Origin of the sequence: Exiguobacterium sp. 8H, from assembly GCF_902506255.1 — a bacterium.
Taxonomy (GTDB): Bacteria; Bacillota; Bacilli; order Exiguobacteriales; family Exiguobacteriaceae; genus Exiguobacterium; species Exiguobacterium profundum.
Map to the genome: position 1 here is coordinate 2,548,330 of NZ_LR733429.1, position 23,300 is coordinate 2,571,629.

At 44.4% G+C, this 23,300-nt stretch carries 23 protein-coding genes and 1 CRISPR repeat array; of the genes, 15 read left to right on the top strand and 8 right to left on the bottom strand.

Going from position 1 to position 23,300, the window contains the following annotated elements:
* The first annotated feature begins 299 nt into the window (after positions 1-299).
* Genes GVY43_RS13345 through GVY43_RS13355 form a run of 3 tightly spaced genes read left to right on the top strand, consistent with a single transcriptional unit; the run spans position 300 to position 1,787 of the window.
* A complete protein-coding gene (locus tag GVY43_RS13345; protein ID WP_159563433.1) occupies positions 300-770 on the top strand; it encodes a hypothetical protein in 471 nt (156 codons plus the stop codon).
* 58 nt (positions 771-828) lie between these two features.
* Complete coding sequence (locus GVY43_RS13350; protein WP_159563434.1) at positions 829-1,311, top strand: hypothetical protein; 483 nt, start codon at positions 829-831, stop codon at positions 1,309-1,311.
* Positions 1,311-1,787, top strand: coding sequence for a hypothetical protein (locus tag GVY43_RS13355; protein WP_159563435.1), 477 nt, complete (start codon positions 1,311-1,313; stop codon positions 1,785-1,787). The genes GVY43_RS13350 and GVY43_RS13355 overlap by 1 nt, the downstream gene beginning before the upstream one ends.
* Positions 1,788-1,896: 109 nt before the next feature.
* Here the strand turns inward: GVY43_RS13355 and GVY43_RS13360 are convergent, their stop codons facing one another.
* From GVY43_RS13360 to GVY43_RS13370, 3 genes are all read right to left on the bottom strand, one after another.
* A complete protein-coding gene (locus GVY43_RS13360) occupies positions 1,897-2,625 on the bottom strand; it encodes an ABC transporter ATP-binding protein (RefSeq protein WP_159563436.1) in 729 nt (242 codons plus the stop codon).
* Between the two features lie 9 nt (positions 2,626-2,634).
* A complete protein-coding gene (locus GVY43_RS13365; RefSeq protein WP_159563437.1) occupies positions 2,635-3,360 on the bottom strand; it encodes a hypothetical protein in 726 nt (241 codons plus the stop codon).
* A gap of 105 nt (positions 3,361-3,465) precedes the next feature.
* Positions 3,466-4,962, bottom strand: a complete 1,497-nt coding sequence (locus tag GVY43_RS13370) for an NAD(P)/FAD-dependent oxidoreductase (protein WP_074034759.1) — start codon at positions 4,960-4,962, stop codon at positions 3,466-3,468.
* A 186-nt stretch (positions 4,963-5,148) separates the two neighbouring features.
* On the opposite strand from GVY43_RS13370, the gene GVY43_RS13375 reads away from it, so the two are divergent.
* Positions 5,149-5,532 carry a hypothetical protein gene (locus GVY43_RS13375; protein ID WP_159563438.1) on the top strand — a complete coding sequence of 128 codons (384 nt, stop codon included), beginning with the start codon at positions 5,149-5,151 and terminating at the stop codon, positions 5,530-5,532.
* Positions 5,533-5,563: 31 nt separating this feature from the next.
* Here the strand turns inward: GVY43_RS13375 and GVY43_RS13380 are convergent, their stop codons facing one another.
* Complete coding sequence (locus GVY43_RS13380) at positions 5,564-6,172, bottom strand: TetR/AcrR family transcriptional regulator (protein WP_159563439.1); 609 nt, start codon at positions 6,170-6,172, stop codon at positions 5,564-5,566.
* A 171-nt stretch (positions 6,173-6,343) separates the two neighbouring features.
* Here GVY43_RS13380 and GVY43_RS13385 point away from each other — a divergent pair, with 171 nt between their 5' ends.
* Together GVY43_RS13385 and GVY43_RS13390 are read left to right on the top strand one after the other, a co-directional pair.
* Positions 6,344-7,072, top strand: coding sequence for an ABC transporter ATP-binding protein (locus tag GVY43_RS13385; protein WP_159563440.1), 729 nt, complete (start codon positions 6,344-6,346; stop codon positions 7,070-7,072).
* Complete coding sequence (locus GVY43_RS13390) at positions 7,065-8,078, top strand: ABC transporter permease (RefSeq protein ID WP_159563441.1); 1,014 nt, start codon at positions 7,065-7,067, stop codon at positions 8,076-8,078. Before GVY43_RS13385 ends, GVY43_RS13390 begins: the two co-directional genes overlap by 8 nt.
* Before the next feature lies 1 nt (position 8,079).
* Here GVY43_RS13390 and GVY43_RS13395 read toward each other — a convergent pair whose 3' ends face one another.
* Positions 8,080-8,553, bottom strand: a complete 474-nt coding sequence (locus GVY43_RS13395) for a DedA family protein (protein ID WP_074034750.1) — start codon at positions 8,551-8,553, stop codon at positions 8,080-8,082.
* A 171-nt stretch (positions 8,554-8,724) separates the two neighbouring features.
* Here GVY43_RS13395 and GVY43_RS13400 point away from each other — a divergent pair, with 171 nt between their 5' ends.
* Both GVY43_RS13400 and GVY43_RS13405 read left to right on the top strand, forming a co-directional pair.
* Complete coding sequence (locus tag GVY43_RS13400) at positions 8,725-9,417, top strand: response regulator transcription factor (RefSeq protein ID WP_015880656.1); 693 nt, start codon at positions 8,725-8,727, stop codon at positions 9,415-9,417.
* Positions 9,414-10,484: a HAMP domain-containing sensor histidine kinase gene (locus tag GVY43_RS13405; RefSeq protein ID WP_159563442.1), complete on the top strand. Its 1,071-nt coding sequence runs from the start codon at positions 9,414-9,416 to the stop codon at positions 10,482-10,484. Before GVY43_RS13400 ends, GVY43_RS13405 begins: the two co-directional genes overlap by 4 nt.
* Here GVY43_RS13405 and GVY43_RS13410 read toward each other — a convergent pair.
* The gene (locus GVY43_RS13410) at positions 10,450-11,010 is read right to left on the bottom strand and encodes a GNAT family N-acetyltransferase (RefSeq protein ID WP_159563443.1); all 561 of its coding nucleotides are present in this window, start codon (positions 11,008-11,010) and stop codon (positions 10,450-10,452) included. The genes GVY43_RS13405 and GVY43_RS13410 overlap by 35 nt on opposite strands.
* A gap of 161 nt (positions 11,011-11,171) precedes the next feature.
* Positions 11,172-11,795, bottom strand: coding sequence for a glucosaminidase domain-containing protein (locus GVY43_RS13415; RefSeq protein ID WP_236548963.1), 624 nt, complete (start codon positions 11,793-11,795; stop codon positions 11,172-11,174).
* A gap of 397 nt (positions 11,796-12,192) precedes the next feature.
* On the opposite strand from GVY43_RS13415, the gene cas3 reads away from it, so the two are divergent.
* From cas3 to cas2, 7 genes are read left to right on the top strand one after another with little or no spacing between them, the layout of a single operon-like run.
* Entirely contained in the window at positions 12,193-14,526 is a 2,334-nt protein-coding gene (gene cas3 / locus GVY43_RS13420; RefSeq protein WP_159563445.1) for a CRISPR-associated helicase Cas3', read from the top strand.
* 17 nt (positions 14,527-14,543) lie between these two features.
* A complete protein-coding gene (gene cas5c, locus GVY43_RS13425) occupies positions 14,544-15,242 on the top strand; it encodes a type I-C CRISPR-associated protein Cas5c (protein ID WP_159563446.1) in 699 nt (232 codons plus the stop codon).
* Positions 15,243-15,253: 11 nt separating this feature from the next.
* Positions 15,254-17,131: a type I-C CRISPR-associated protein Cas8c/Csd1 gene (gene cas8c / locus GVY43_RS13430; RefSeq protein ID WP_159563447.1), complete on the top strand. Its 1,878-nt coding sequence runs from the start codon at positions 15,254-15,256 to the stop codon at positions 17,129-17,131.
* Positions 17,128-17,982, top strand: coding sequence for a type I-C CRISPR-associated protein Cas7/Csd2 (cas7c, locus tag GVY43_RS13435; protein WP_159563448.1), 855 nt, complete (start codon positions 17,128-17,130; stop codon positions 17,980-17,982). Before cas8c ends, cas7c begins: the two co-directional genes overlap by 4 nt.
* A complete protein-coding gene (gene cas4 / locus GVY43_RS13440; RefSeq protein WP_159563449.1) occupies positions 17,972-18,631 on the top strand; it encodes a CRISPR-associated protein Cas4 in 660 nt (219 codons plus the stop codon). Before cas7c ends, cas4 begins: the two co-directional genes overlap by 11 nt.
* A complete protein-coding gene (cas1c, locus tag GVY43_RS13445; RefSeq protein WP_159563450.1) occupies positions 18,628-19,659 on the top strand; it encodes a type I-C CRISPR-associated endonuclease Cas1c in 1,032 nt (343 codons plus the stop codon). Before cas4 ends, cas1c begins: the two co-directional genes overlap by 4 nt.
* 10 nt (positions 19,660-19,669) lie before the next feature.
* Positions 19,670-19,960, top strand: a complete 291-nt coding sequence (gene cas2, locus GVY43_RS13450) for a CRISPR-associated endonuclease Cas2 (protein WP_084156050.1) — start codon at positions 19,670-19,672, stop codon at positions 19,958-19,960.
* Between the two features lie 179 nt (positions 19,961-20,139).
* A CRISPR array of direct repeats spans positions 20,140-21,628; the repeat unit is 32 nt; unit sequence ATCGCACCTCGTGTAGGTGCGTGGATTGAAAT.
* 123 nt (positions 21,629-21,751) lie between these two features.
* Here the strand turns inward: cas2 and GVY43_RS13455 are convergent.
* Positions 21,752-23,248, bottom strand: a complete 1,497-nt coding sequence (locus GVY43_RS13455) for a DHA2 family efflux MFS transporter permease subunit (RefSeq protein WP_159563451.1) — start codon at positions 23,246-23,248, stop codon at positions 21,752-21,754.
* Between the last annotated feature and the right edge of the window lie 52 nt (positions 23,249-23,300).

The following is a 23,300-nucleotide window of genomic DNA, read 5'->3' on the forward strand; positions in this document are numbered from 1 at the left end:
AACAATTTGACCGAATCTTTTTTTGAAAAGACATGTATAATTTAGAAGAACAGGATAGAAGGGGGTAATGATATGCAACAAGTGATGGACATGGGATGGACAATTCTAAACTTAGGGTTGTTGACGATGATTGGAATCTTTTTATTCCGACTCCTTCGCCGGCATTCAAATTAATCAGCATCTGACAATCGTCAGATGCTTTTTCCTTTTTAATGGGAAAACCTCGAAAGTTTGCTTATAGATTGTTAAGATATAGATATCGATAAATTGGATGTTTTTTACTTTTGGAGGTGTGAAAGGTGTTACGTGAAGAACGAATGGAATACTTGTACGACAAAGCATGGACTAAAAAAGGTCCGCTACTAGTGATTATCATCGGTGTAGTGACAGCGCTTTGGCTATTGTTCAATAATTCCAGAATGAGCCTATCCCTGTTCATTTTTTGTGCGGCGATGCTCATGCCGCTTCTGGTGGCGACATGGCATAAAATCCAGTTGTTTTTACAGTTCAATGACTCATCCACGTACCAGCGCTTCATCTATTTAAAAGGTATGATTCAGTTTATCCTCTTAATTGGTGTCATATCGACGATGGCGCTCTATGCACTGAAGTACATATCGCTTGATACGTTAAGCCTGGGCTGTGCGACGCTGATTGCGGGTTGCCTCATTCTCGAGTCGTGGGTCGACTGGAAGATTTTAAAGATTGATGACGAGCACGTGGTCGAGAGTTTGTTGGGATTGATGAATCGGGAGAAGAGTAAGGGATGAAACTGATTGAGAATAATTTTCGTATAGAAAAATAACGAAAACACATGAGGGGGATTCGATGGTAGACCATGAAGTTAGATTAGAACGGATGTTGAAGGATGATAAGAAACGAAAGAAACAATTGACCCTTCCATTGGTTGGGGCCATCGTCTTGACCTTCTTCTATATATGGACGACGAACGTCTTCTTGTTGTATGCCATGATTTTTTTCGGACAATTTCCTGCCCTATATAAATCATGGCACCGCAAGAAGTTATTACTGTCATTTAACGAAGACAAACGGTATCAACAACTCGTGCGATCCGAATTTTTATTGGGTCTTACCTCGCCGTTACTTGTTCTCATACTGATTACCAGTGTGGAGCTTGAGTGGATTTCATTGTTCATGTTCGTCATCGTTGCATTTATTGGAATCATGGTTCTGTTGATTCTCAGTTTTCCAATCGACCGCAAGTTAAAAGAAATCGATCCGTTACACGTGACGGGTGTCGAACTCGGTCATGTCCAGCTACAACGGAAGAAACGAAAAAGTGAAGCGTGATGAATAAACAAGAGCGTCTCCCCAAAATGGTCGAACAGGATCTCGACACACGAGGGATCAGCACACTATTTGGCATCATCGGCCTGTTTCTCTTTCTCGTTGTTTCGGTCATAAACGGTGTCACGGTGACGACGGTTGCCTTCTCTTTCCTCGTGACCCAATTGCCGATGCTTTATCAAGCGTGGCGACGGATGAAGTTGTTACGTACATTTAACGAAGACGAGGAATACCAACGTCTCGTTCGTCGAGAATTTCAAATCATCGTCGCCATGTTTGTGTCACTTGGTGTATTCACCTTCCTCACGTGGTTCGTATTCGATTCGATGCAAGAACTACTCGGTGTCGCATTGATTGGCATCATTCCGCTTCTCATCTTGTACGTGCCGATGGATCGTAAACTACGTGAAGCGGACCCGGAGCACGTGACCAATCGAGAGTTACGACAAGCACATCGTAAACAGAAACTCAGCCCCTGACACGCGTCAGAGGCTGAGTTTTTTCATGAGAACATCGCAACGAGAAGACCGCAGACGACCATTCCGAGTGTATAGAATGTGAACCGGTGTCGTTCTCAAAAGGAGTCATTCATCGTGTCACCGCGACATCATCGAGCGGTGTGTCGACCATTCGCACGAACGCTTCGTCCGGATCGGTCGTTCCGGATTCTTTGAGCCAATCCTGAAAGTCCCCTTCATATAAAATACGTCCATCGTGTAGGAAGATGACATGAGCATCGAGCTGAGCTAAGTCGTGCAATTGGTGTGTCGATATGAGACATGTCTTGCCTTCGTCGACGAGGCGTTGCAGACGGCGCATGATTTGAATGCGGGATGCCGGATCGACCCCACTCGTCGGCTCGTCAAATAAGTAGAGGGAACGCTTGATGGAAGACAATAGTGTCACGAAAAGCCATTTCTTCTCCCCGACCGACATCTTTCCGAGCTTCATCATCCATAGATTTTCGAACAGTTCTTGTTCTCGGGACGTCGAAAGGTTGTTCACATAAGACTCGAGTTTCTTGAAGTCGGGGCGCTGCGACAAACGTCCGATGAAGTAGGCGAAGTCTTTCCCCGTCAATTCATGATGGTTGTACATGAGTTGCGTCAAATAGAGCATATCCATCATCGGAACGAGGTCGAGGGATGCCTTGTCGACCGGGAGTGCCCCGGTCATACAGTCAAACAGGGTCGTCTTTCCGGCCCCGTTTTGTCCGATCAAGACGTTCAATTTGTTTGGTTGTAACGTGAATGATACGTCATCGAGCACGGGACGCGTCGCTTTCGGATAGCGATAAGTGAGCTGGTTTACGTGCATAAGAACCTCCTAGCGTGTGATGAGTGAGACGAGACTGAAGCGTTTCAACGCAATCGCACCAATGATGAAGTAACCAAGTATGGAAAGGAATATCGCCCATACCCCGAACGAAAGATCGACTTGAGTCGTCAGGTGCAGCAATCCGAGCGCGAATTCATGGAGTGCATAGAACGGGTTGAAAAAGCTGAACCATTGATCAGGTGACTTAATTGCCAATAAAAAGAGCGGAAACATCAGAATGTTCGCGAATGTCCCGAGACTCGATACTTTCACTGGAAGTGCCGTAATGGCGACACTTGCAACCGCGAACGGTATACTACCGATCAATACGAGTAGAGATGTTGCAATCAACTTGAACGAGAAGAACCCGTGTACGAGCGTGACGACCGTTGTGAATAAAAGTAGGCTGATGGAGGCGAATAAGAGTTGCGCCAAGATGACGGCGATGACATACGTCAGTTTGTTGCCTGAGATCATCACGTACGTTTTCATCAGTCCGTATTCACGCATACGAGCGAGTTCGATGCCGACACCGTTCACATATGTAGCAAGAATAATATACACCCAGAAATAAGAGAGCCCTGGGTAATATTCCGCTGTCGTTGCTTGGCGACTATCTGAAAACGACTGTGTCAAGGCGATCATGAGCGGAATTCCGAATGTCCAGATGAATGGAACTTTATCCGTGACGACAACTTTGGCATACATAAAGAAATAACTTGTGATTTGATGCATCCTGTTCCTCCGTTTGTATGTTTGTATCGTAGCTCAATATACGGAAGGTTATTGGAAAAAGTTTCAAAAAATAATCCCTCATATTGAATGAGGGATTGAAGAAAATCATTTCACTTTGTCGCGTTTCGCAATCTTGTCGCTCACTTGCTGACCGCTCAATGTCACCATCGGCATGCCACCGCCCGGATTGACGGTTCCGCCGACGAAGTAGAGGTTGTGGTAAAGTTCACTCTGTTTCTTATGTTTGAAGCCGCCATTCCGATTCTTGTCGGCGACCGTTCCATAAATGGCACCTCGGTCCGATCCATACGTCCGCTCGATATCATGGGGCGTCCATACATCACGTGTCACCGTATGTTCACGCAAACCATCGAGACCCATTCGTTCCAATTTGTCGAGTACACGTTCTTCAAAAGCGGCGTACTCTTCTTCCGTGAACGGCACATCCTGGATATACGGAATGTGTGGCAAGATTTTGATGTTCTCATGTCCTGGTGGCGCTTGGGTCGGGTCGGTCTTGTTGACGTTGACGAGATAGATTGTCGGGTCGTCCGGAAGTTCATGTTTCTCAAAAATTTTATCCATTTGTTCATGTAGGTTCTCAGAGAAGAAGAAGTTATGATGTGCCAGTTGTGGATAGGCTTTCTTCACCCCGAGATGGAGGACGAATCCGGAACTTGCCGGTTCGTATTTATCGACGAGTTTGTCGACGTACTGTTCGTCCGCGTCGACCATCTTCTGATAGAACGGAATGACTTCCATGTTCGAGACGAAATAATCAGCAGAACGGAGACGTCCGTCTTCAAGCTCGATGGCGGTCACCTTCTGGTTCACCGTATGGGCACGAACCACGCCTTCTCCGGTATGTAGCTTCACACCGATCTCTTCAGCGAGCTTCGTCAAACCTTCTGCGAGCTTATGGGTCCCGCCTTCGACGTACCAACAGCCTTGGGCATATTGCATGTAAATCATCATATTTAAGACAGCGGGTGCGTTATACGGAGACGACCCGACATATTTGACGTAATACGAGAGCATGTCCCGAAGATGAGGGTTACTGATCCGTTTCTTGATGGCGCTATACATCGTCGACGTCAAGTCGAATCCGAATAGGGTCGGGAAGATGCCTGTTTTCATGACTGCTTCTAAAGGCGACTCAAACCCTTCGGCCAAATAGCCCTTCTCGGTCGTCTTATAGATGCGCGCTGCATAATTCAACAGTTCACGATATTCTTGCATGTCTTTTCGAGAGAGGGAAGGATTCGCCCGTTGCATTTGTTCGAGGTCATGGTAGAGGTCGAGGACGGTATCGTCCGGGAAGAAAGAGCGCCATTCGAGCTCAAGTCGTTTGATGGACACATAGTCTTCCATCCGTTTCCCGCTTCCGCGGAACAATTTGTCGAAGATGTGGGGCATCGTTAATATTGAGGGTCCGAGGTCGAAACCGAATCCGTCTTGTTCGAGCCGATTCACTTTCCCGCCAATGTGATCATTCTTTTCGTAGAGTGAGACGTCGTAACCTTTTTGTGCGAGTGAGATGGCTGCTGACAAGCCGCCGAGCCCTCCGCCTATGACGATGACCGACTTATCCACTGATGGCATATATTCGCCGCCTTTCCGAAGTGTTATTTTCAAAAAACAGAATGAGTGCTACCTCTTCTATTCCCGTTTCTAAATGAAACGAACATGCTTTTACGGATTTGCCACATCCACAAAGATGTCATCCCTGAACCGACAAAAGTTATGTATAGTAAGGGAACAGAGACTGAACGAAAGTAGGAATCTAAGATGATCGTAAAAACAATCACGCTTCACTTTACGAACGGGGATGAAATCACCATCCCGTTTGATGAGATCGAATCGTGTCGGATGCATGATATTCAAGACGGGATGCGTGTTGCCGCGGATGGACAATTGATCAAAGAAAAAGTGATGCATGGACTCGACCTCGTATTGAAGGATTCGGCGAATCAATTGGAATGGACTGGCGAGGGTGGACCGTTTGACCGTATCCTAGGTATGTCGGATTTACAACATCTCGCCTTCGAGTTTGAAGGGATGCGAGGAAAGTCATACCGCATCGCCTGGCATGATTTTGAGGCAGTACAGAACGCATATCAGACGACAACTGAAGAAAATGGGAACCTGCACGTGCACGTTCGTGTTTCATAAAAATAGCCTCTCGCAATATGTGCGGGAGGCTCTATTCGTTTGACTTCACACCACCAGCGACGAGTGGTCCTTCATAGGTGATTGTATAGATGATGCGGGCGATGTCTTCCGCTGTCTCTTCCGAAGACGGATTGTTCAACCACTCATAGATGACGCCCATGTGAGCTGAAGATAGATAGGCGACGAGATATAGAGGCGGGACCATCATCTTGTCCGGGTCAAACAAGGTTACCGGGGAGCGCTGAAACAAGGCAGCCTGCATAAATTTTCGAAGTTTTGCCTGGAACGTCGGATCTCCATTTGGTCCGAGGAGCGGCTTCATGATGATTTGATTGTCTTCGATGAAGCGGATGAACGGGACGAGATAATGATACGAGTTGTCGGTCCGTTCGTCTCCGAAGATGTGCGGCAACTGATGAATCAACTTCTGTTCGGCCTCTTCAAAGATCTCGTCGACGCATTTCTCCATCAACTCGAACTTATCTACATAATGGCTATAAAAGGTACCCCGATTGATGCCGGCTCGTTCAGTCAATTGCTTGATAGTGACGGCTTCAAATCCCTGTTCTTCAATGAGACTAAAGAAGGCATCTTTGATCAGCTTCTTCGTTCGGATGACGCGTAAGTCAGTTTGTTCCATATTATTTCTCCTTTTCCTCAACACATTCATTGCATCTGTCGGAAAACCGACACGATGACCGATATTGACGATTGTTGCCACCGTGAACGGGGACTATACTGAACATATAAACCAACACGGTGTCGATTATCTTGAGTATACACGATGAGGCGCCGAAAAGGAGTGACAGAAATGAACATTCAACTGCAACACGTCGACAAGTCGTTCGGCGACCAACTCGCCATCGACAACATCGACTTCACCATCCCATCCGGAGAAATTTGCTGCTTGCTCGGACCATCTGGATCGGGGAAGACGACGCTCATCCGACTCATGATCGGCGCCCTCGCACCGGACAAAGGAAGTGTCCATATCGGCGAAACGAAGATGCCAAACATGGACATGCTCCAACAAATCGGATTTATGCCGCAGAACGATGGCTTGTACGAAGACTTGTCGGCCGAAGCGAACCTCGCCTTCTTCGGGTCGATTTATAAGTTAGGGAAAAAGGCGCTCCAAGAACGCATCACCGAAGTGCTCAACCTTGTCGATTTAACGAACGACCGGCATAAGCTCGTCCGCAATTTTTCAGGCGGGATGAAGAAGCGTCTTTCCTTGGCCATTGCCATCCTGCATAAGCCCGATGTGTTGTTTCTTGATGAACCGACGGTCGGAATCGATCCGATTTTACGCCGACAGATTTGGGATCAGTTCCAAACGATTCGGGCGGAAGGGACGACCATCATCGTCTCGACGCACGTCATGGATGAAGTGCTCGAATGTGATCGAGCCGCACTCGTCTATAATGGACGGTTGATCGCCTATGACCATGTGCAAGATTTGCTTGACCAGACCGAGAATGGTCGCGTCGAAGAACTGTTCTTGATTGCAGGGAAAGAGGGGGTGGGTGACCATGCGTAACTTAGCGAAACGTGTCATCTTTCAGACGTTGAATGATAAACGAAGTGTCGCCTTGATCTTGATTGCGCCACTTCTCATTTTGACACTCGTCTACTTCTTACTCGGGGACTCCGACTACGTGCCGACCGTCGTCCTGGATGACAACGCACCAGAACAGCTTGTCAATGCGTTTGAAGACGAGACGCTCGAAGTGGAACAGGCATCGTTCGATGATCCAAAAGTATATATCGAAGACAATGAACATGTCGATGCCGTGTTTGAAATGAATCAAGAAGGAACGACCATCACGTTACGCGAACCTTCGACGAAGTCGTCGAAGGCGGTTGGTGAGATTCAAGATGCGTTGACGACGCTCAATCCCGCAGCCGAGATCGATACGCCATTCGTCTATGGGGAAGAAGACCAATCGACATTCGATTCGTTCGGCTTCGTCTTCCTATCCCTCTTCTCGTTCTTCTTCGTGTTCATCCTATCTGCGATGGCACTCGTCAAAGAACGGAGTGGGGGTACACTCGAGCGACTCTTGATGACCCCAATCAAACGAGGACAGGTCATTTTAGGATATACACTCGGATACGGTACGTTTGCGGTCGTGCAGTCGATTTTCATCGTACTCTATTCGATTTATGTGCTCGGTCTGTCTTCTCTTGGGAACATGGCGTGGGTCATGTTGACGATGCTACTCATGGCGGGTACGGCGGTACTCTTCGGAGCGACCATCTCGGTGTTTGCCCGTTCGGAATTACAGGTTGTTCAGATGATTCCGTTCACCATCATCCCGCAAGTATTCTTCTCAGGACTCATCCCGCTCGACTTGATTCCATACGGACTCGGGAACTTGAGTTACGTCATGCCAATCTTCTACGGAGCGACAGCAATCAAGGAAGTCATGATTTACGGAAGTGGTTTCTCAGGCATCTGGATGTATTTACTCGGTCTGATTCTTTATGCAGGTGTCTTATATCTCTTAAACATGCGAGCGCTCGGGAAATACAGAGGACACTAAGTTAAAAGGACAACACCCAGTCTTGAAACTGTTGAAACGCCGGGATTTTATTGGCCAGTCCGATGACGAGAAACCAAGCACCGGTATAGAAGAAAGCAGAGATGGTCGTATAGAACGCATACGTACGAAGTTTGAGCGATGTGAACCCGGCGATGTAATGGAGCGGGTGCCGAAGGCCGGGAATAAAATAAGAAATCATAATGGTGCGTGCCCCGTATGTTTGATAGAGCGCCTCGGCTTTTTTAAGATAACGAGATTCGCGTTGTCGCACGGGTAGGATACGATGAAGCCCTTTCCCGATTAAATAGAACCAGCCGAACGTGAGCGTGAAGAGAATCCAGGTGGAGACAAATAAAAGCCAACTTGGGACAAAATCATCCGCGACCGTCAGATGGGTGATCATTAAGACGTCGTCAGATAATGGGGTAAACATGATGCCGATGGCGAGCATGGCATAATGTATGATCATTTCCATAATAAATTCACTCCTTACCTTGTCTAGTATTCACTCGCAAGCGTAAGGAGTTTTTAGTATTCTCTTAAGAAATCTTAAGAAGTTGGAAAGGAAGTGCCGTTACTGAGTTTGTTACACTCATTAATAGAGGAAATGAATGTAGTTTACTAGCGAAAAACGAGGAGGAAAGAGATGCGTTCACAACCCGTCATCTGTATCGCTGACGACGATGAAGCGATTCGAGAATTACTTGCTATCTATTTAAAAAATGAAGGATATGCACTCCGATTTGCGAAAAATGGACAAGAAGTGCTCGACCTCGCGTCGACCGAAACGATCGATTTACTCATTCTAGATTTGATGATGCCTGTCATGGGTGGGATTGAAGCTTGTATTGAAATTCGAAAGACGCAGTTTATGCCGATTTTGATGCTCACAGCCAAAACGAGCGACTTGGATTTGATGCAAGGCATTTCCGTTGGAGCGGACGACTACATTAAAAAACCGTTTAACCCACTTGAAGTGACGCTGCGTGTCAAATCGTTACTCAGACGATATCGTGATTATGGGTCAGATCGAGCAGACCTCACGAGTACACTCGTCTTTGAAAATGTGACACTTGATTTACAGACGCGACAATGTCGAAAGGATGAGATGTTGATTCGACTTACACCGAAAGAGTTTGATATTCTCGCCTATTTTATGCGTCATCCGAATCAAGTGTTAACAGTTGAACAGATTTACGAGGCGGTGTGGGGTGAGGCAGCATTTGAGGTCGACAACACAGTGATGGTCCACATCACAAAAATCCGAGAAAAGTTAGAAGACACACCACGAAAACCGACCATTATCAAGACGGTGTGGGGCGTGGGGTATCGATTATGAGACGGAGACAATGGGATCGCTTGCTAGTGAAGTTGATTGGTATCATTTTAGTCAATGCATTGATTGCGACGATTGCTTTTTTAATCATGGGCTATTCGATCAGTTTATACTACATTGAGAACGAAACAACACCAGATCCCCTGACGTCCAATCTTATGTTTTTAGGGGTGACGTTCATTGTTATTTTGATCTTTATTATTGGATTTTCACTGATGATGCGGAAAACACTTCGAAAAATCACGTATTTATCGAGTGAGATTGAACAGATTGCAAACGGTGACCTCGGTCGAACTGTCAAAGTGGAAGGTCGAGACGAAATCGCGTCGCTTGGAGAGAGTGTGAATCGGATGTCAGCTCAATTAAGTGAATTATTTGAAAAGGAACGGGCGCATGAAGAAGAGCGGAACCAACTATTCTCCAACCTGTCGCACGATTTGCGGACACCGCTCACGAGCATCAAAGGCTATACGCAACTCCTGCAAATGAATCGGGAACTGACGCTTGCAGAAAAAGATCATTTTCGTATTCTAAATGAAAAAACGGATCAGCTTGAACATTTGCTAGATCAGCTGATGAACGTAAACCGACTCTATGCCCCACATATGCAACTAAAGAAACAGAGACTCAACCTGAGCCTATTGACGACCCAACTCATCCACGAGATGGAGCCGTTGTTCAATGAGCGAGGTCATCGATTACACCTATCGATTCAACCTGACCGATGGATAGTAGCCGATCAAGAACAGCTCATTCGTGTATTTGAGAATCTTTTTTCGAACGCATGGAAATATGCGGAGCAAACGAGTCCGATTCAAATTGATCTCCAGACCAGGGAGGATATGCTTGAGTGGTCTATCTCGAATGCGACAACGACTGAAACGATTGATGCCATCCCTTATCTGTTTGATCGCACATATCGTGTCGATTCCTCGAGAGGGGTCACGCCAGGTGATGGATTGGGTCTATCGATTGCCCGCCAAATCATTTTGTTGCATGGGGGACGGTTGACGGCCGCACCACTGGAGGGTCAGGTTATTTGTTTTCGGGTATCGTTACCGGTGGAATGAGATATCCCATTAAGATTGTATCGAAGTGCTGTCCATCAATAAGCTTATCGTCCCGTAATCGGCCTTCGACTTCGAAGCCGTAGCGCTCATAGAGTGCTATGGCTTTTTTATTTGTTTCAATGACACTTAAAGTGACTTTATGAAGGCGTTCCGTTCGCGCCCAATCGAGAACGTATCGTAAAATAGCTGAACCTAAACCGAGTCCCCAATGCGCTTGCAGAATTCCAACTCCAAATTCGACAGTGTGGGATTTTCGAGCGAGCACACTTCCTTCGCAGCGGGCAAACCCGACAATTTCCCCATCGACTTCTGCTATGAGAAAAATACGATTCATTATAACTAAGTCATGTTCAATTAACTGCTTAAATGCATGCTCATCGAGAGTGCCTTCTCCAGGTTCGCGGTCTAAATAGTCCGTCTCTTGATCGATTTGCAGCCAAATGAAAGCGAGGGATTTCGCGTCGTCTTGTGAGGCTTGACGAATGGTACAGTGTTGTTCGTTTCGTATGTATGAAATAGGGTTCATGATATCCTCCTTTGTAATATCGGTCATAAAAAAAGCACTCGGACCATTGTCCGAAATGCTCATTAGCGTTTGAGTAACAACATCACGCCGGTCACGAATAATGCGATTCCGCTCGCGAGTCTAACTTGTTTGCACGTCACGTTCCTTCACCCCTACATTTCTTATCTGTTTGCTTTAGCGACACGTTTTGGTATTTTCGACATTTCTTGATAAATCGAAAGAATCTCGGTCCCGTAATTTCCTTTCGGCTGCATGGCCCACTTTTGGTGAAGAGATGGCCACGTCGTTGCAGAGCCTCGCTTGACGAGATGGAAGCGTGGGTCGACTTGTTTCGTATTCAGTGCATCGTGTGAGGCGTATGCCTTTAGATGCTGAACTTGAGCAGTCACGCCTTGATGCGGTGAACGGAAATAGTGACCTTTTACGCCATTCCCAGTCGTCCCGATTCCGGAATAGTTATGTTGTTCAGGGAGTACATCGCCACCATATCGAAAGTAGCCTGTCTCTTTCAGTGCTTGAGCGAACGCGACATCCCCACGAACACCTTCCTTAGCGCCGATGATGACGAAGAGGTTCGCCAAGTCTTCGACCGACGTTTGTACTAGTCGGACATCACGAGGATTCTTCTTTTTTACGTAATCCGCCATTTGTGGCGGAGTCAAAGCCGATACTCCCATAATAGCACGATTCTGCTTCTTCGGGACCGCCTCAACGATTGATCCAGTCGAGAGAAAAGAAGATGTGATCAGAAGAAATACAATCATCAAGCTAAACACTTTTTTCATCATATGTACCCTCCTAAACGAATCATATCCATTGAGAAATAATACCATTAAAAAGTAAGATTGACCCATTATTATAATGATTATTGTGTACCGAATACATTCATTCTTGTTTATAGTAAACGTATAAAGAAATAGGGGGAAAATAATGTGTACAGAGCCTACCAGTTTAAATTGAGCTTGATGTAAGTATGTGTGACGGTAAAAAACTAGAGTGTTAAGAGACCGAGTTGCGATGCGATTCGGTTTATTTGTGGATTTTAGTAAATCTACGTTAATTGTAGAATTAAAACCTGATAAGAAAAAGTACCCACCTTAAGTAAAATAATGTAATAAAATGAAGAGGTATTGAGCACTAACGTGTTGAAAAAAATAATAGGTCTAAAGAAAGGGTGAGAGAGTGGATTACACTGCACACGTTCGATCATCTGACCATGCGATTCAAACTGTCAAAGAACACCTGTTAGATGCTCAAGAACTTGCCGAAAAGTGGGGGAATTCTTTAAGGATTTCTAAAATTTGTGGTCTGGCTGCTTTATTGCATGACTTAGGAAAGTATAGTGATGCGTTTCAAGATTATATACGTAGGGCAACCTCTGGAGAAAAAGTAACTCGTGGAGAAGTCGATCACGCGACTGCTGGGGGGCGTTTGCTTTTTGACATGTTGAAAGGTACGAGTGTAACGAAGCAATTGCTAGCAGAAATAGTTAGCAACGCAATCATCTCACATCATGGTAATCTGCATGACTATGTATCAGGAGAAGAGTCTCCGTTTTTAAAACGAGTCGAAATGAAAGCGCTTGAAGAATATGAACTCTGTAAATATCGCTTCTTTGATGAAGTGATGTCTGAGTCTGATTTAAATCGATATGTTGAATCAGCTCATTTAGAAATGCTCGAATACTTTAAAAGAGTAGGCCAGAACACATCGGTTTCCACTTTCTTGACCAAGTTTATATTTAGCGTGTTGTTAGATGCCGATCGAACAAATACGCGACAGTTTGAAACAAATCAACCAGAATACACTCTTATGAGTGACTTTGCAGTGTATATGCAACGGTTAGAAGATTATATTTCTCATTTAGGGAAGAAGTCCTCGGATACACCGATTAATCTGTTAAGACAACAAATGTCCGATCAATGTCGGGAACATGCCAAGCAACCAAGTGGTATTTATACCTTGTCGATTCCGACAGGTGGCGGTAAAACATTGGCTAGTCTCAGATACGCACTCCATCATTCAATTCTTTATAACAAACAACGCATTATTTACGTTGTTCCATTCACCACAATCATCGAGCAAAACGCTCAAGTTACTCGCGATGTCTTAAACACACAAGAAGTTGTTGAGCATCATTCTAATGTAATTCAATCAGATGATTTTTCTGATGATGAAATCAATCTCCAAGCAAAACTAAATTTAGCAAAAGACAATTGGGATGCTCCAATTATTTTCACGACGATGGTTCAATATTTGAATACGTTTTATGCGAAAGGAAATCGAAACACGCGGCGTATGCATCATCTAAGTGACGCAGTCATCATTTTCGATGAAGTACAAAAAGTCCCGACGAAGTGCGTGTCATTATTCAACGAGTCTTTAAACTATTTGAAAACTGGGGTGAACACAAGTGTTCTATTATGTACCGCGACACAGCCGGCTCTCGATTTTGTTAAACGTCGACTTGTTAACGATGGTGAAATCATTTCCAATCTTCCCATGGTATCGGATTCTTTCAAACGAACAGAGCTGGAAGTGTTGGTAGAAGATTACGACACGGAAAAACTAAGTGTATTACTACAAGATCGAGCAGCTGATCATAAGGGTATTCTCGTTATTTTGAATACAAAGTCAGTTGTCAGAAAGTTATACGAATCACTAAAAACGACATTTCAGGAAGAAGAGTTATTTCATCTTAGCACTTCGATGTGTGCGGCTCACCGTAAAGATCTTTTAAAAAGGATCACTGAGCGATTGAAGGCAAATAAACGTGTAGTTTGTATTAGTACACAATTGATTGAGGCTGGGGTGGACGTCAGCTTCCCTTGTGTTATCCGTTCCTATGCAGGACTAGATTCACTTGCACAGGCCGCCGGTCGTTGTAATCGTCACGGTGAATTAGAAATCAGCACAGTTTATGTAGTCAATCATATCGAGGAGGATGTATCGAAATTAACTGACATTGAAAAAGGACAACAAATTGTAAAGCGGATGATAGTGGACTTGAAAAGAGATTCAAGTGCTTATGATGGTGACTTGCTCTCACCAGCTGCGATGAGAAGATATTTTACAGAATTTTATCAGGTTCGTGAATCTGAATTGGATTATCCGATAAAAACTAGTCAATGTTTGGCTCCTATGCTTTTTGACATGAGCGAGAACAATAACGAAAAACAATCACTGTTAACTGCGCGACATCGTACGGTCGCTGACCACTTTCAAGTCATTGATGAGTTAACAACAGATGTGCTCGTTCCGTATACGAAAAAAGGGGAAGAACTCATTGCTCATTTGAATGGCGACATTAGTTGGGAACAGGCAAGGCAATGGCTAAAAGAATCTCAACAATATTCCATCGGTTTATATGCTCATGAGATACAAAATCTTGAGAGAACAGACGGTGTTATGACGTTACTCGATGGTCAAGTACTTGCTTTACATGAAAGTGCTTATGACAAACAGTTTGGCTTGAATCTATCACAAGATTCAGAGATGCAAGATTTGATGATTTAGACCGAAAGGAGAGAGTCATGCGAAACTCGATTGAATTTAAAGTATACGGAAATTATGCGCTGTTTACCGACCCTTTAACGAAGTTAGGTGGTGAAAAAATGTCGTATCAAATACCGACCTATCAAGCAATCAAAGGGATCGTCGAGTCGATTTATTGGAAACCGACGATTGTCATGGTAGTCGATGCGATTCGGATTATGAATCCAATCAAAATGGAGTCAAAAGGGATGCGACCGATTGAGTACGGAGGAGGTAATTCATTAGCCCATTACACCTATCTGAAAGACGTATGTTATCACGTCAAAGCGCATTTTGAGTTTAATGAACATCGCCCTGATTTAGCTTTTGATAGAAACGAAGGAAAACATTACGCCATTCTAAAACGTTCACTTGAAGCAGGTGGACGTCGTGATATTTTCCTTGGGGCAAGAGAGTGTCAAGCATATGTGGAGCCGATTCACTTTGACGAAGGAGATAGTTTTTACGATGGAGCTGATCTTCATTTTGGGACGATGGTACACGGGTTTAATTATCCTGATGAAACGGGAGTTGACGAACTAGCTGTACGTTTGTGGAAACCGGAAATGAAAAATGGAGTGATTACTTTTTTAAGACCAGAAGACTGTTCTCAAATTCAATCGATTAAAAAAATGAAGCCGAAAGAATTTTCGAAAATGAACATTGAAGGTGTGGAATTAACATATGAAAGTCTATAGGAGGTGATTTTATGAGCGTGTGGCAACAGCTATACGAAACGTATAATGAGCATCTTGACGAGGTCGGGGAACTCAGTACTCGTTGGGAAGGACAGACATTTACATTGCTACCAGTGTCTCATACTACTCAAACGGCACATATCACGGTCCATATTACGCCCGAAGGTGAGTTTCATTCTGCGGAAGTAATTCCTAAGGGACAGGGGAACACATTGATTCCATGTACTGAAGATTCTGCGGGTCGAGCTGGGAGTGTAGTTTCTCCTTATCCATTACATGATAAATTACCTTACGTCGCTGGAGACTACGAGAAGTATGGTGGTAGTTATAAAAATGATAATGCATATAGTGCGTACATTCGTAACTTAAAAGAGTGGTCCGAATCTCCATTTGGTTTCGATCGCTTGAAGAGTATCTATGACTATTTGGTAAGAGGTTGTTTGATTGAAGATTTAGTAATGGCAGAAAAACTGTTTTTAAATGATGACGGGACTCTGAAATGGACGTGGGATGGAAAAGACGACAAACCAGACATATATTCTGTTATTTCGAGCGGTGTGGAAGGGGCTTTCATTCGCTTTAATGTGCATTCAGTAAATGAATTAAACAAAGAAACGTGGAATGATGCTCAATTCTATCAATCATTTATCTCCTTCTATGAGAGTAAAGAACGAGAGTCGAGCTTATGTTTTGTTACAGGAAACTTTTCAATAGGAACGACAAAACATGCGAATAAGATACGAAATGCAGGTGATAAAGCGAAGTTGATTTCATCAAATGACAGCAGCGGATTTACATTTCGAGGTCGATTTGATAAAGCGACAGAGGCAGCGACGATTAGCTATGAAGTATCGCAAAAAGCTCATAATGCTCTAAAATGGTTGATTTTAAAGCAAGGAATAAAAATTGATCAACGTATCTTTTTGATTTGGGGAGTTCAAGAGACTCGTTTACCTAACGCGATTGAATCAACGTTTTCTTTATCATCATTTTTTCAAGATGAAGTAACAAGCAAAACAGATACGAATTTAGAAGGTGCTAGAGCTTTTTCTGAATCGTTACTCGGATACAAAAGAGTGTTACCACGCCAAAAGGTAAACATTTTGATGATGGATGCTGCCACAACAGGCCGACTTGCTATTCTGTATTATCGTTCCTTTGATCAAGAACACTATTTTGAACGACTAGAGAGATGGCATACGCACAATCCATGGGAGTATACCTATAAGGATCATGAAGGGAATATTCGTACTTTTACTGGTGCACCAGCTTTAAAAGATATTGCGACGATGGCATATGGAACACATGCGAATGACCAATTGATCAAAGCGACTGTTGAGCGTCTTCTACCGTCGGTCGTGGATGAGAGACGAATTCCGGATGATATTCGACGATGTTTGATGCAACGAGCGTCTAATCCAATCGGGATGGAAAAATGGGAGTGGGAAAAAACACTACAGATTGCTTGTGGAGTAATTAATAAGAAAGAAGGGATGAATGTGGCTTTAGACCGTGAATCAACAGATCGTGACTATTTATTTGGACGCTTGCTGGCACTTGCTGACTACTTAGAAAGGAAGGCATTAAAAGAACAAAGTGAAAATCGTGCCACTAATGCCATTCGATACATGAATGCATTTTCTCAAAAGCCAGCCCGGACGTGGTTAACTATTCAAAGTGCACTTCAGCCTTACCAGGCGAAATTAGGAGGGAAAATCACCTACATCAATAGTCAAATCGATGAGGTAGGTTCACAAATTGATCCAAAAGACTTCACGAATAAGCCGTTGTCAGAACGGTATTTGTTAGGTTTTTATAGCCAACGTCATGACCTTTATCAAAAGAAAGAAGTAGTGAACCCATCAGAAGAGGAGAGTGTTGAAGTATGAACACGTTAGATCACAAAATCGATTTTACCGTCATTTTATCTGTGTCAAAAGCAAACCCGAACGGAGATCCCTTGAACGGTAACCGCCCACGACAAAACTACGACGGTTACGGTGAAATTTCTGATGTGGCCATCAAACGGAAAATTCGTAACCGATTACAAGATATGGGCGAATCCATTTTCGTGCAATCGAACGATCGTCGTGTTGATGAGTTTGATAGTCTGCGTGCGCGTGCAGAAGCTAATGAGGATTTGAAGAAATTAATGAAAGGAAAAGGAATGGGTGAATTGTTTGCCCAAGAAGCTTGTGCCACTTGGATGGATGTACGTTCATTCGGACAAGTGTTCGCTTTTAAAGGGGATAAATCAGGGGTGTCAATTGGTGTTAGAGGTCCGGTTTCTATCCATACAGCCACAAGTGTTGCTCCGATTGATGTGACAAGTATGCAGATTACAAAAAGCGTGAACTCTGAAAGTGGGAAAGATCGTGGTTCAGATACAATGGGAATGAAGCATCGTGTGGATCATGGATTATACGTATTGAATGGGAGTATTAATACTCAACTTGCTGAAAAAACGAATTTCTCGAAAGAAGATGCTGAAAAATTAAAGCAAGTACTAGTATCGCTATTTGAAAACGATGCTTCTTCGGCTCGCCCTGAAGGAAGTATGGAAGTGCATAAAGTGTATTGGTGGGAACATAACTCGAAATTGGGTCAGTACTCTTCCGCTAAAGTTCATCGTTCGGTCACAGTGCGACCGACAACTGATGAACCGAAAGATTTTTCGGATTACGACATTCAAGTCACTCCACTCGATGGATTAGAACCTGAAGTGATAGATGGATTATAAACAAGATGATTCCTATTTATTGTTGTCAGGAATTCAGCACTTTCAATTTTGTCCTCGACAATGGGCACTGATTCATATTGAACAACAGTGGGAAGAAAACGTCCGTACAGTGGAAGGTCAGCATTTACATCAAAAAGCCGATGACCCTTATGTTCGAGAGAAGCGAAAAGATAAGTTGACTGTTAGAGGAATGGCAGTCAAGTCGGAATCGCTAAACATTAGCGGTCAATGTGATGTGGTTGAATTTGTTGAACATCCGACAGGTGTTTCGTTGCATGGAACCCCTGGTCTGTATCGCCCCATCCCTGTGGAGTATAAAAGAGGAAAGCCGAAGGTGGGGAAAGAAGACGAATTGCAGTTAGCTGCTCAAGCCATTTGTCTAGAAGAGATGTTTTTATGCTCGATTGATGAAGGTTATCTTTATTATCATGAGACAAAACATCGGCATCAGGTCATGCTGTCAGATGCGCTGAAAGATGAAGTAAGAAAGATTGTAAGTAAGATGAATGATTATTATCGAACGCGCTATACACCTCGTGTAAAAACAGGGCCGCATTGCAAAAGTTGCTCCCTTCAAAATATTTGTTTACCTGAATTGATGGTTCGAGAAAGTGTAACAACATATTTGGAGAGGAGGCTAAAAGATTGAAAAAATTATTAAATACGCTTTTTGTGAATCAGTCAGATGCATATCTTGCACTTGATGGCGGTAATGTACTAGTAAGGAAAGAAGATGAAGTTCTAGGAAGAGTACCTCTTCACAACCTCGAAGGAATCGTTACTTTCGGATATACTGGTGCGAGTCCTGCGCTCATGGGATATTGTGCGGAGCATAACGTTCCGATTACATTTATGACCAATAACGGACGATTTTTAGCCCGTGTCATTGGAGAAAGTAAAGGGAACGTAGTATTGCGTAAAACGCAATATCGACTCTCGGATTGTGAGAGTCAGTCCGCCGTTGTAGCGAGGAATTTTATTCTTGGTAAAGTATACAACCAAAAATGGATGTTGGAGCGCGTTACACGAGATTACCCGATGCGTGTTGATGTTGAGCGATTTAAAGAAACATCAAAATACTTATCAAATAAATTGATTGAAATTCGTCAGTGCGATGACTTAGAAAGGTTACGAGGTCTCGAAGGAAAAGTTGCTGTTCACTATAATCAATTATTTGATGACATGATCCTTCAACAAAAAGAAGAGTTTATCTTCAAGGGACGTTCAAAGCGACCACCACTCGATCGCGTCAATGCGATGCTTTCTTTTGCTTACAGTTTATTAGCGCGAGACTGTAGCGCTGCACTCGAATCGGTAGGGTTAGATGCGTACGTTGGTTTTTTACATCGCGAACGACCAGGGAGAATTTCTCTTGCGCTTGATTTAATGGAAGAGTTGCGAGGGATTTATGCAGATCGTTTCGTCCTCTCATTAATCAACTTAAAAGTGATACAATCCAAACATTTTGTTCAAAAAGAGAACGGTGCAATCCTAATGACTGAAGAAGGACGAAAAGTGTTTTTGTCATCTTGGCAAAAGAAAAAACAAGAAATGATTCAACATCCCTATCTAAAAGAAAAGATGATGTGGGGATTAGTACCCTATGCTCAAGCCTTATTATTGGCAAGGTATTTGCGTGGTGATTTAGAGGAATACCCATCTTTCTTGTATAAGTGAGGAATGAAAAATGCTTGTTTTAGTAACCTATGATGTCAATACAACTTCACCTGGCGGGACGAGACGTCTTCGTCAAGTGGCCAAGGTATGCCAACAGTATGGGCAACGCGTGCAAAATAGTGTATTCGAATGTATAGTCGATCAAACCGAATTTACATCGTTGAAATTACGATTAAAAGAAATTGTAGACATTGAACGGGATAGTCTTCGGTTTTATCGATTAGGAAATCATCACGCTTCTAAAGTTGAGCATGTGGGCGTAAAAGAATCTTTAGATTTGGAAGGTCCTCTCATTTTTTAAAATTCGGGATGATTTCGATTCGTGCGAAGCTAAAGTGAACATGATTTTCTAGAGAGGTTCGCACCTAATTTATCCTGTAGAGTTAATTGATTTTGTAGTATTTTTAGAAGATAACGTCCTTTAAAGGATAATATTTCCTTGAAAATTGTTTTAGTCGATTGATTTGTCTAAAATCGGCTATCGCACCTTGTGTAGGTGCGTGGATTGAAATCCACTCTTACGTGTGAATTCGTTGAGCGTCTCACATCGCACCTCGTGTAGGTGCGTGGATTGAAATAACCTCGTGTTAGTCGGATAAGGAATTAAAACAGCATCGCACCTCGTGTAGGTGCGTGGATTGAAATAACGTGGGTGCGGCGGTATCTCCTGCAAGTGGCGCATCGCACCTCGTGTAGGTGCGTGGATTGAAATCGTTATTGTTTGTGGATAGCCCCGTACCTGTTGCATCGCACCTCGTGTAGGTGCGTGGATTGAAATATCGGATGTCTTGGACTACCTAAGCGCCGCCGGGTATCGCACCTCGTGTAGGTGCGTGGATTGAAATGGATGTCGTTGATCGGTCAAGGTCAATTGATATAATCGCACCTCGTGTAGGTGCGTGGATTGAAATTCGTCCAATCGGACATTGTTACGGCGGTTGAACTATCGCACCTCGTGTAGGTGCGTGGATTGAAATGACAAGGCGGTACAGGTTCGCATATGGCGACACAATCGCACCTCGTGTAGGTGCGTGGATTGAAATCCCATCGTATTTCCTCACTTTCTGAAAAACGCCGATCGCACCTCGTGTAGGTGCGTGGATTGAAATGCCATCACGGTCAAAATGATGATGAGTAGCCAAATATCGCACCTCGTGTAGGTGCGTGGATTGAAATGACAACATACCTCACAATCACTATCGACAATGAATCGCACCTCGTGTAGGTGCGTGGATTGAAATCGTCCGCCGTTGCCCGCCGTGGATAGCCCCGTACCATCGCACCTCGTGTAGGTGCGTGGATTGAAATATTTTCCTGTCACTCCATTCAATAGTTTGTTGAATCGCACCTCGTGTAGGTGCGTGGATTGCAATATTTTCCTGTCACTCCATTCAATAGTTTGTTGAATCGCACCTCGTGTAGGTGCGTGGATTGAAATACCTCATACCCGAGCGCGTCCGCGAACGCGTCGAATCGCACCTCGTGTAGGTGCGTGGATTGAAATATGCCTTGCGCGTTCAGGAAGGCGCGATACGGGATCGCACCTCGTGTAGGTGCGTGGATTGAAATGGTGTATAGTCTGGCATAAGAGCCCTCCTTTAAGGTATCGCACCTCGTGTAGGTGCGTGGATTGAAATGGTGTATAGTCTGGCATAAGAGCCCTCCTTTAAGGTATCGCACCTCGTGTAGGTGCGTGGATTGAAATTTCTAACGTGAGACTTGGTTTCATTGGGTACCTATCGCACCTCGTGTAGGTGCGTGGATTGAAATGATGAACAGATCAAAGGCATCACCAAAGAAATGGTATCGCACCTCGTGTAGGTGCGTGGATTGAAATCGCCTCGTTTGAAGTTGTACTTCGCCCAGTTGAAATCGCACCTCGTGTAGGTGCGTGGATTGAAATTTCGTGAAACGCGTGGATGTTCGTAAGTTTGATGATCGCACCTCACGAAGGTGCGTGGTTTGAAATTAGACTTATATATTTGTAGAACAGAAGAAAACAAAGTTTGCTCCTCACGTTGGTGAACGATCTGAAATTTTAATTTGAAAAAAGCCGATCTGAATCAATCATTCAGAACGGCTTTTTCTATTATTAATTCGCTTGTTTCAATTCTTCAACAGCTTCTGCGTTGTCATCGAACTTCCGTACATCCACGCGCTGTACAAAGAACGCAAGGACGAGCGCCAAGAGGTTCATCCCAAGTGCGACATAAAACGAATATTGAATCCCGGATAAGAGGGCTTGCTGAGTGATGGCACCCATCGAACTCTCTGTGAGTGTCGCAGGATCGACTCCTGTCATCAATGATTCAGCTTCCGTACGTGTCACCGAGTTCATGATGGTGACGAGGACTGCCGTACCAATCGCACCAGATACTTGTTGGGCCGTGTTGTTGATGGCCGTTCCGTGTGGATTGAGGCGAGTCGGCAACTGGTTGAGTCCATTAGTCATAATCGGCATCATAACCATCGACATCCCAAACATACGCAACGTGTACGTTAAAACGATGTACGTGTAGGTCGAATCGAGTTGGACGTTTGCGAGCATATACGTCGATACGGCGGTAATTGTCAATCCGGTAAGTGCCAATAATTTTGGCCCGAATCGGTCAAACAGTTTACCAGTGATCGGCGACATGATTCCCATGATGATCGCACCAGGGAGAAGCATGAGCCCTGAATCGAGTGGTGAGATGCCACGTACGCTTTGGACGTAAGCCGGTGTCAAAATCATACCGGAGAACATGGCGACCGCGTTGACCATCGCAATGACTGACGCGAGTGCGAACATCGGATGTTTGTAAGCACGCAAGTCGAGCAATGGTTTTTCCATATGAAGCTGGCGGTAGATGAAGGCGATCAACGAAATGGCACCGACAATCATCGTCGCCAAGACAATTGGATTATCCCAACCGTCCGAACTTGCTGAACTGACACCGTATAAAATCCCACCAAATCCGAGTGTCGATAAGACGAGCGACAAGTAATCCAGTGACTGGTCTTTGTTTTGGACCATGACGTTCTCTGCTTTCCAAACAGCGAGCGCGAGACCGATGATCGCGAGCGGTAAAATCATTTCGAATAAGACGCGCCAGTCATAGTACTCGACGATATAACCGGAAAGTGTCGGTCCAATCGCAGGTGCCGAGATCATGACAAGTCCGAAAATCCCCATCGCCATCCCCCGTTTTTCACGCGGGAAGCTGACGAGCATGACGTTCATTAAGAGTGGTCCCATTGTTGAGGCACCGATGGCTTGAATCATTCGACCAGTCAACAACCAGCCGAAGCTCGGCGAGAAGGCCGCGATAGCCGTACCGATGGCGAAGATGCTCATCGACGTAATGAACAAGCTGCGGTTTGAAAAGCGAGTGATCAAATAGGCGGATGCCGGGACGAGCACACCCGTCACGAGCATAAAGCCTGTCGCGAGCCATTGAACGGTCGAGTAGTCTGCAATCTCGAGGTCGACCATGATCGATGGGAGCGCGACGTTGAGTAATGAGTTGTTTAAAAATGCGATAAACGCACCCGCAAAGAGGACCGCCAGCATAACGTAAGGCGGTTTCTTTTGGAATTCTGGTTTCATATGGATGGCTCCTTTATTTTCTAAATAGTTATGTGTTGGTAAGTGTCGATGA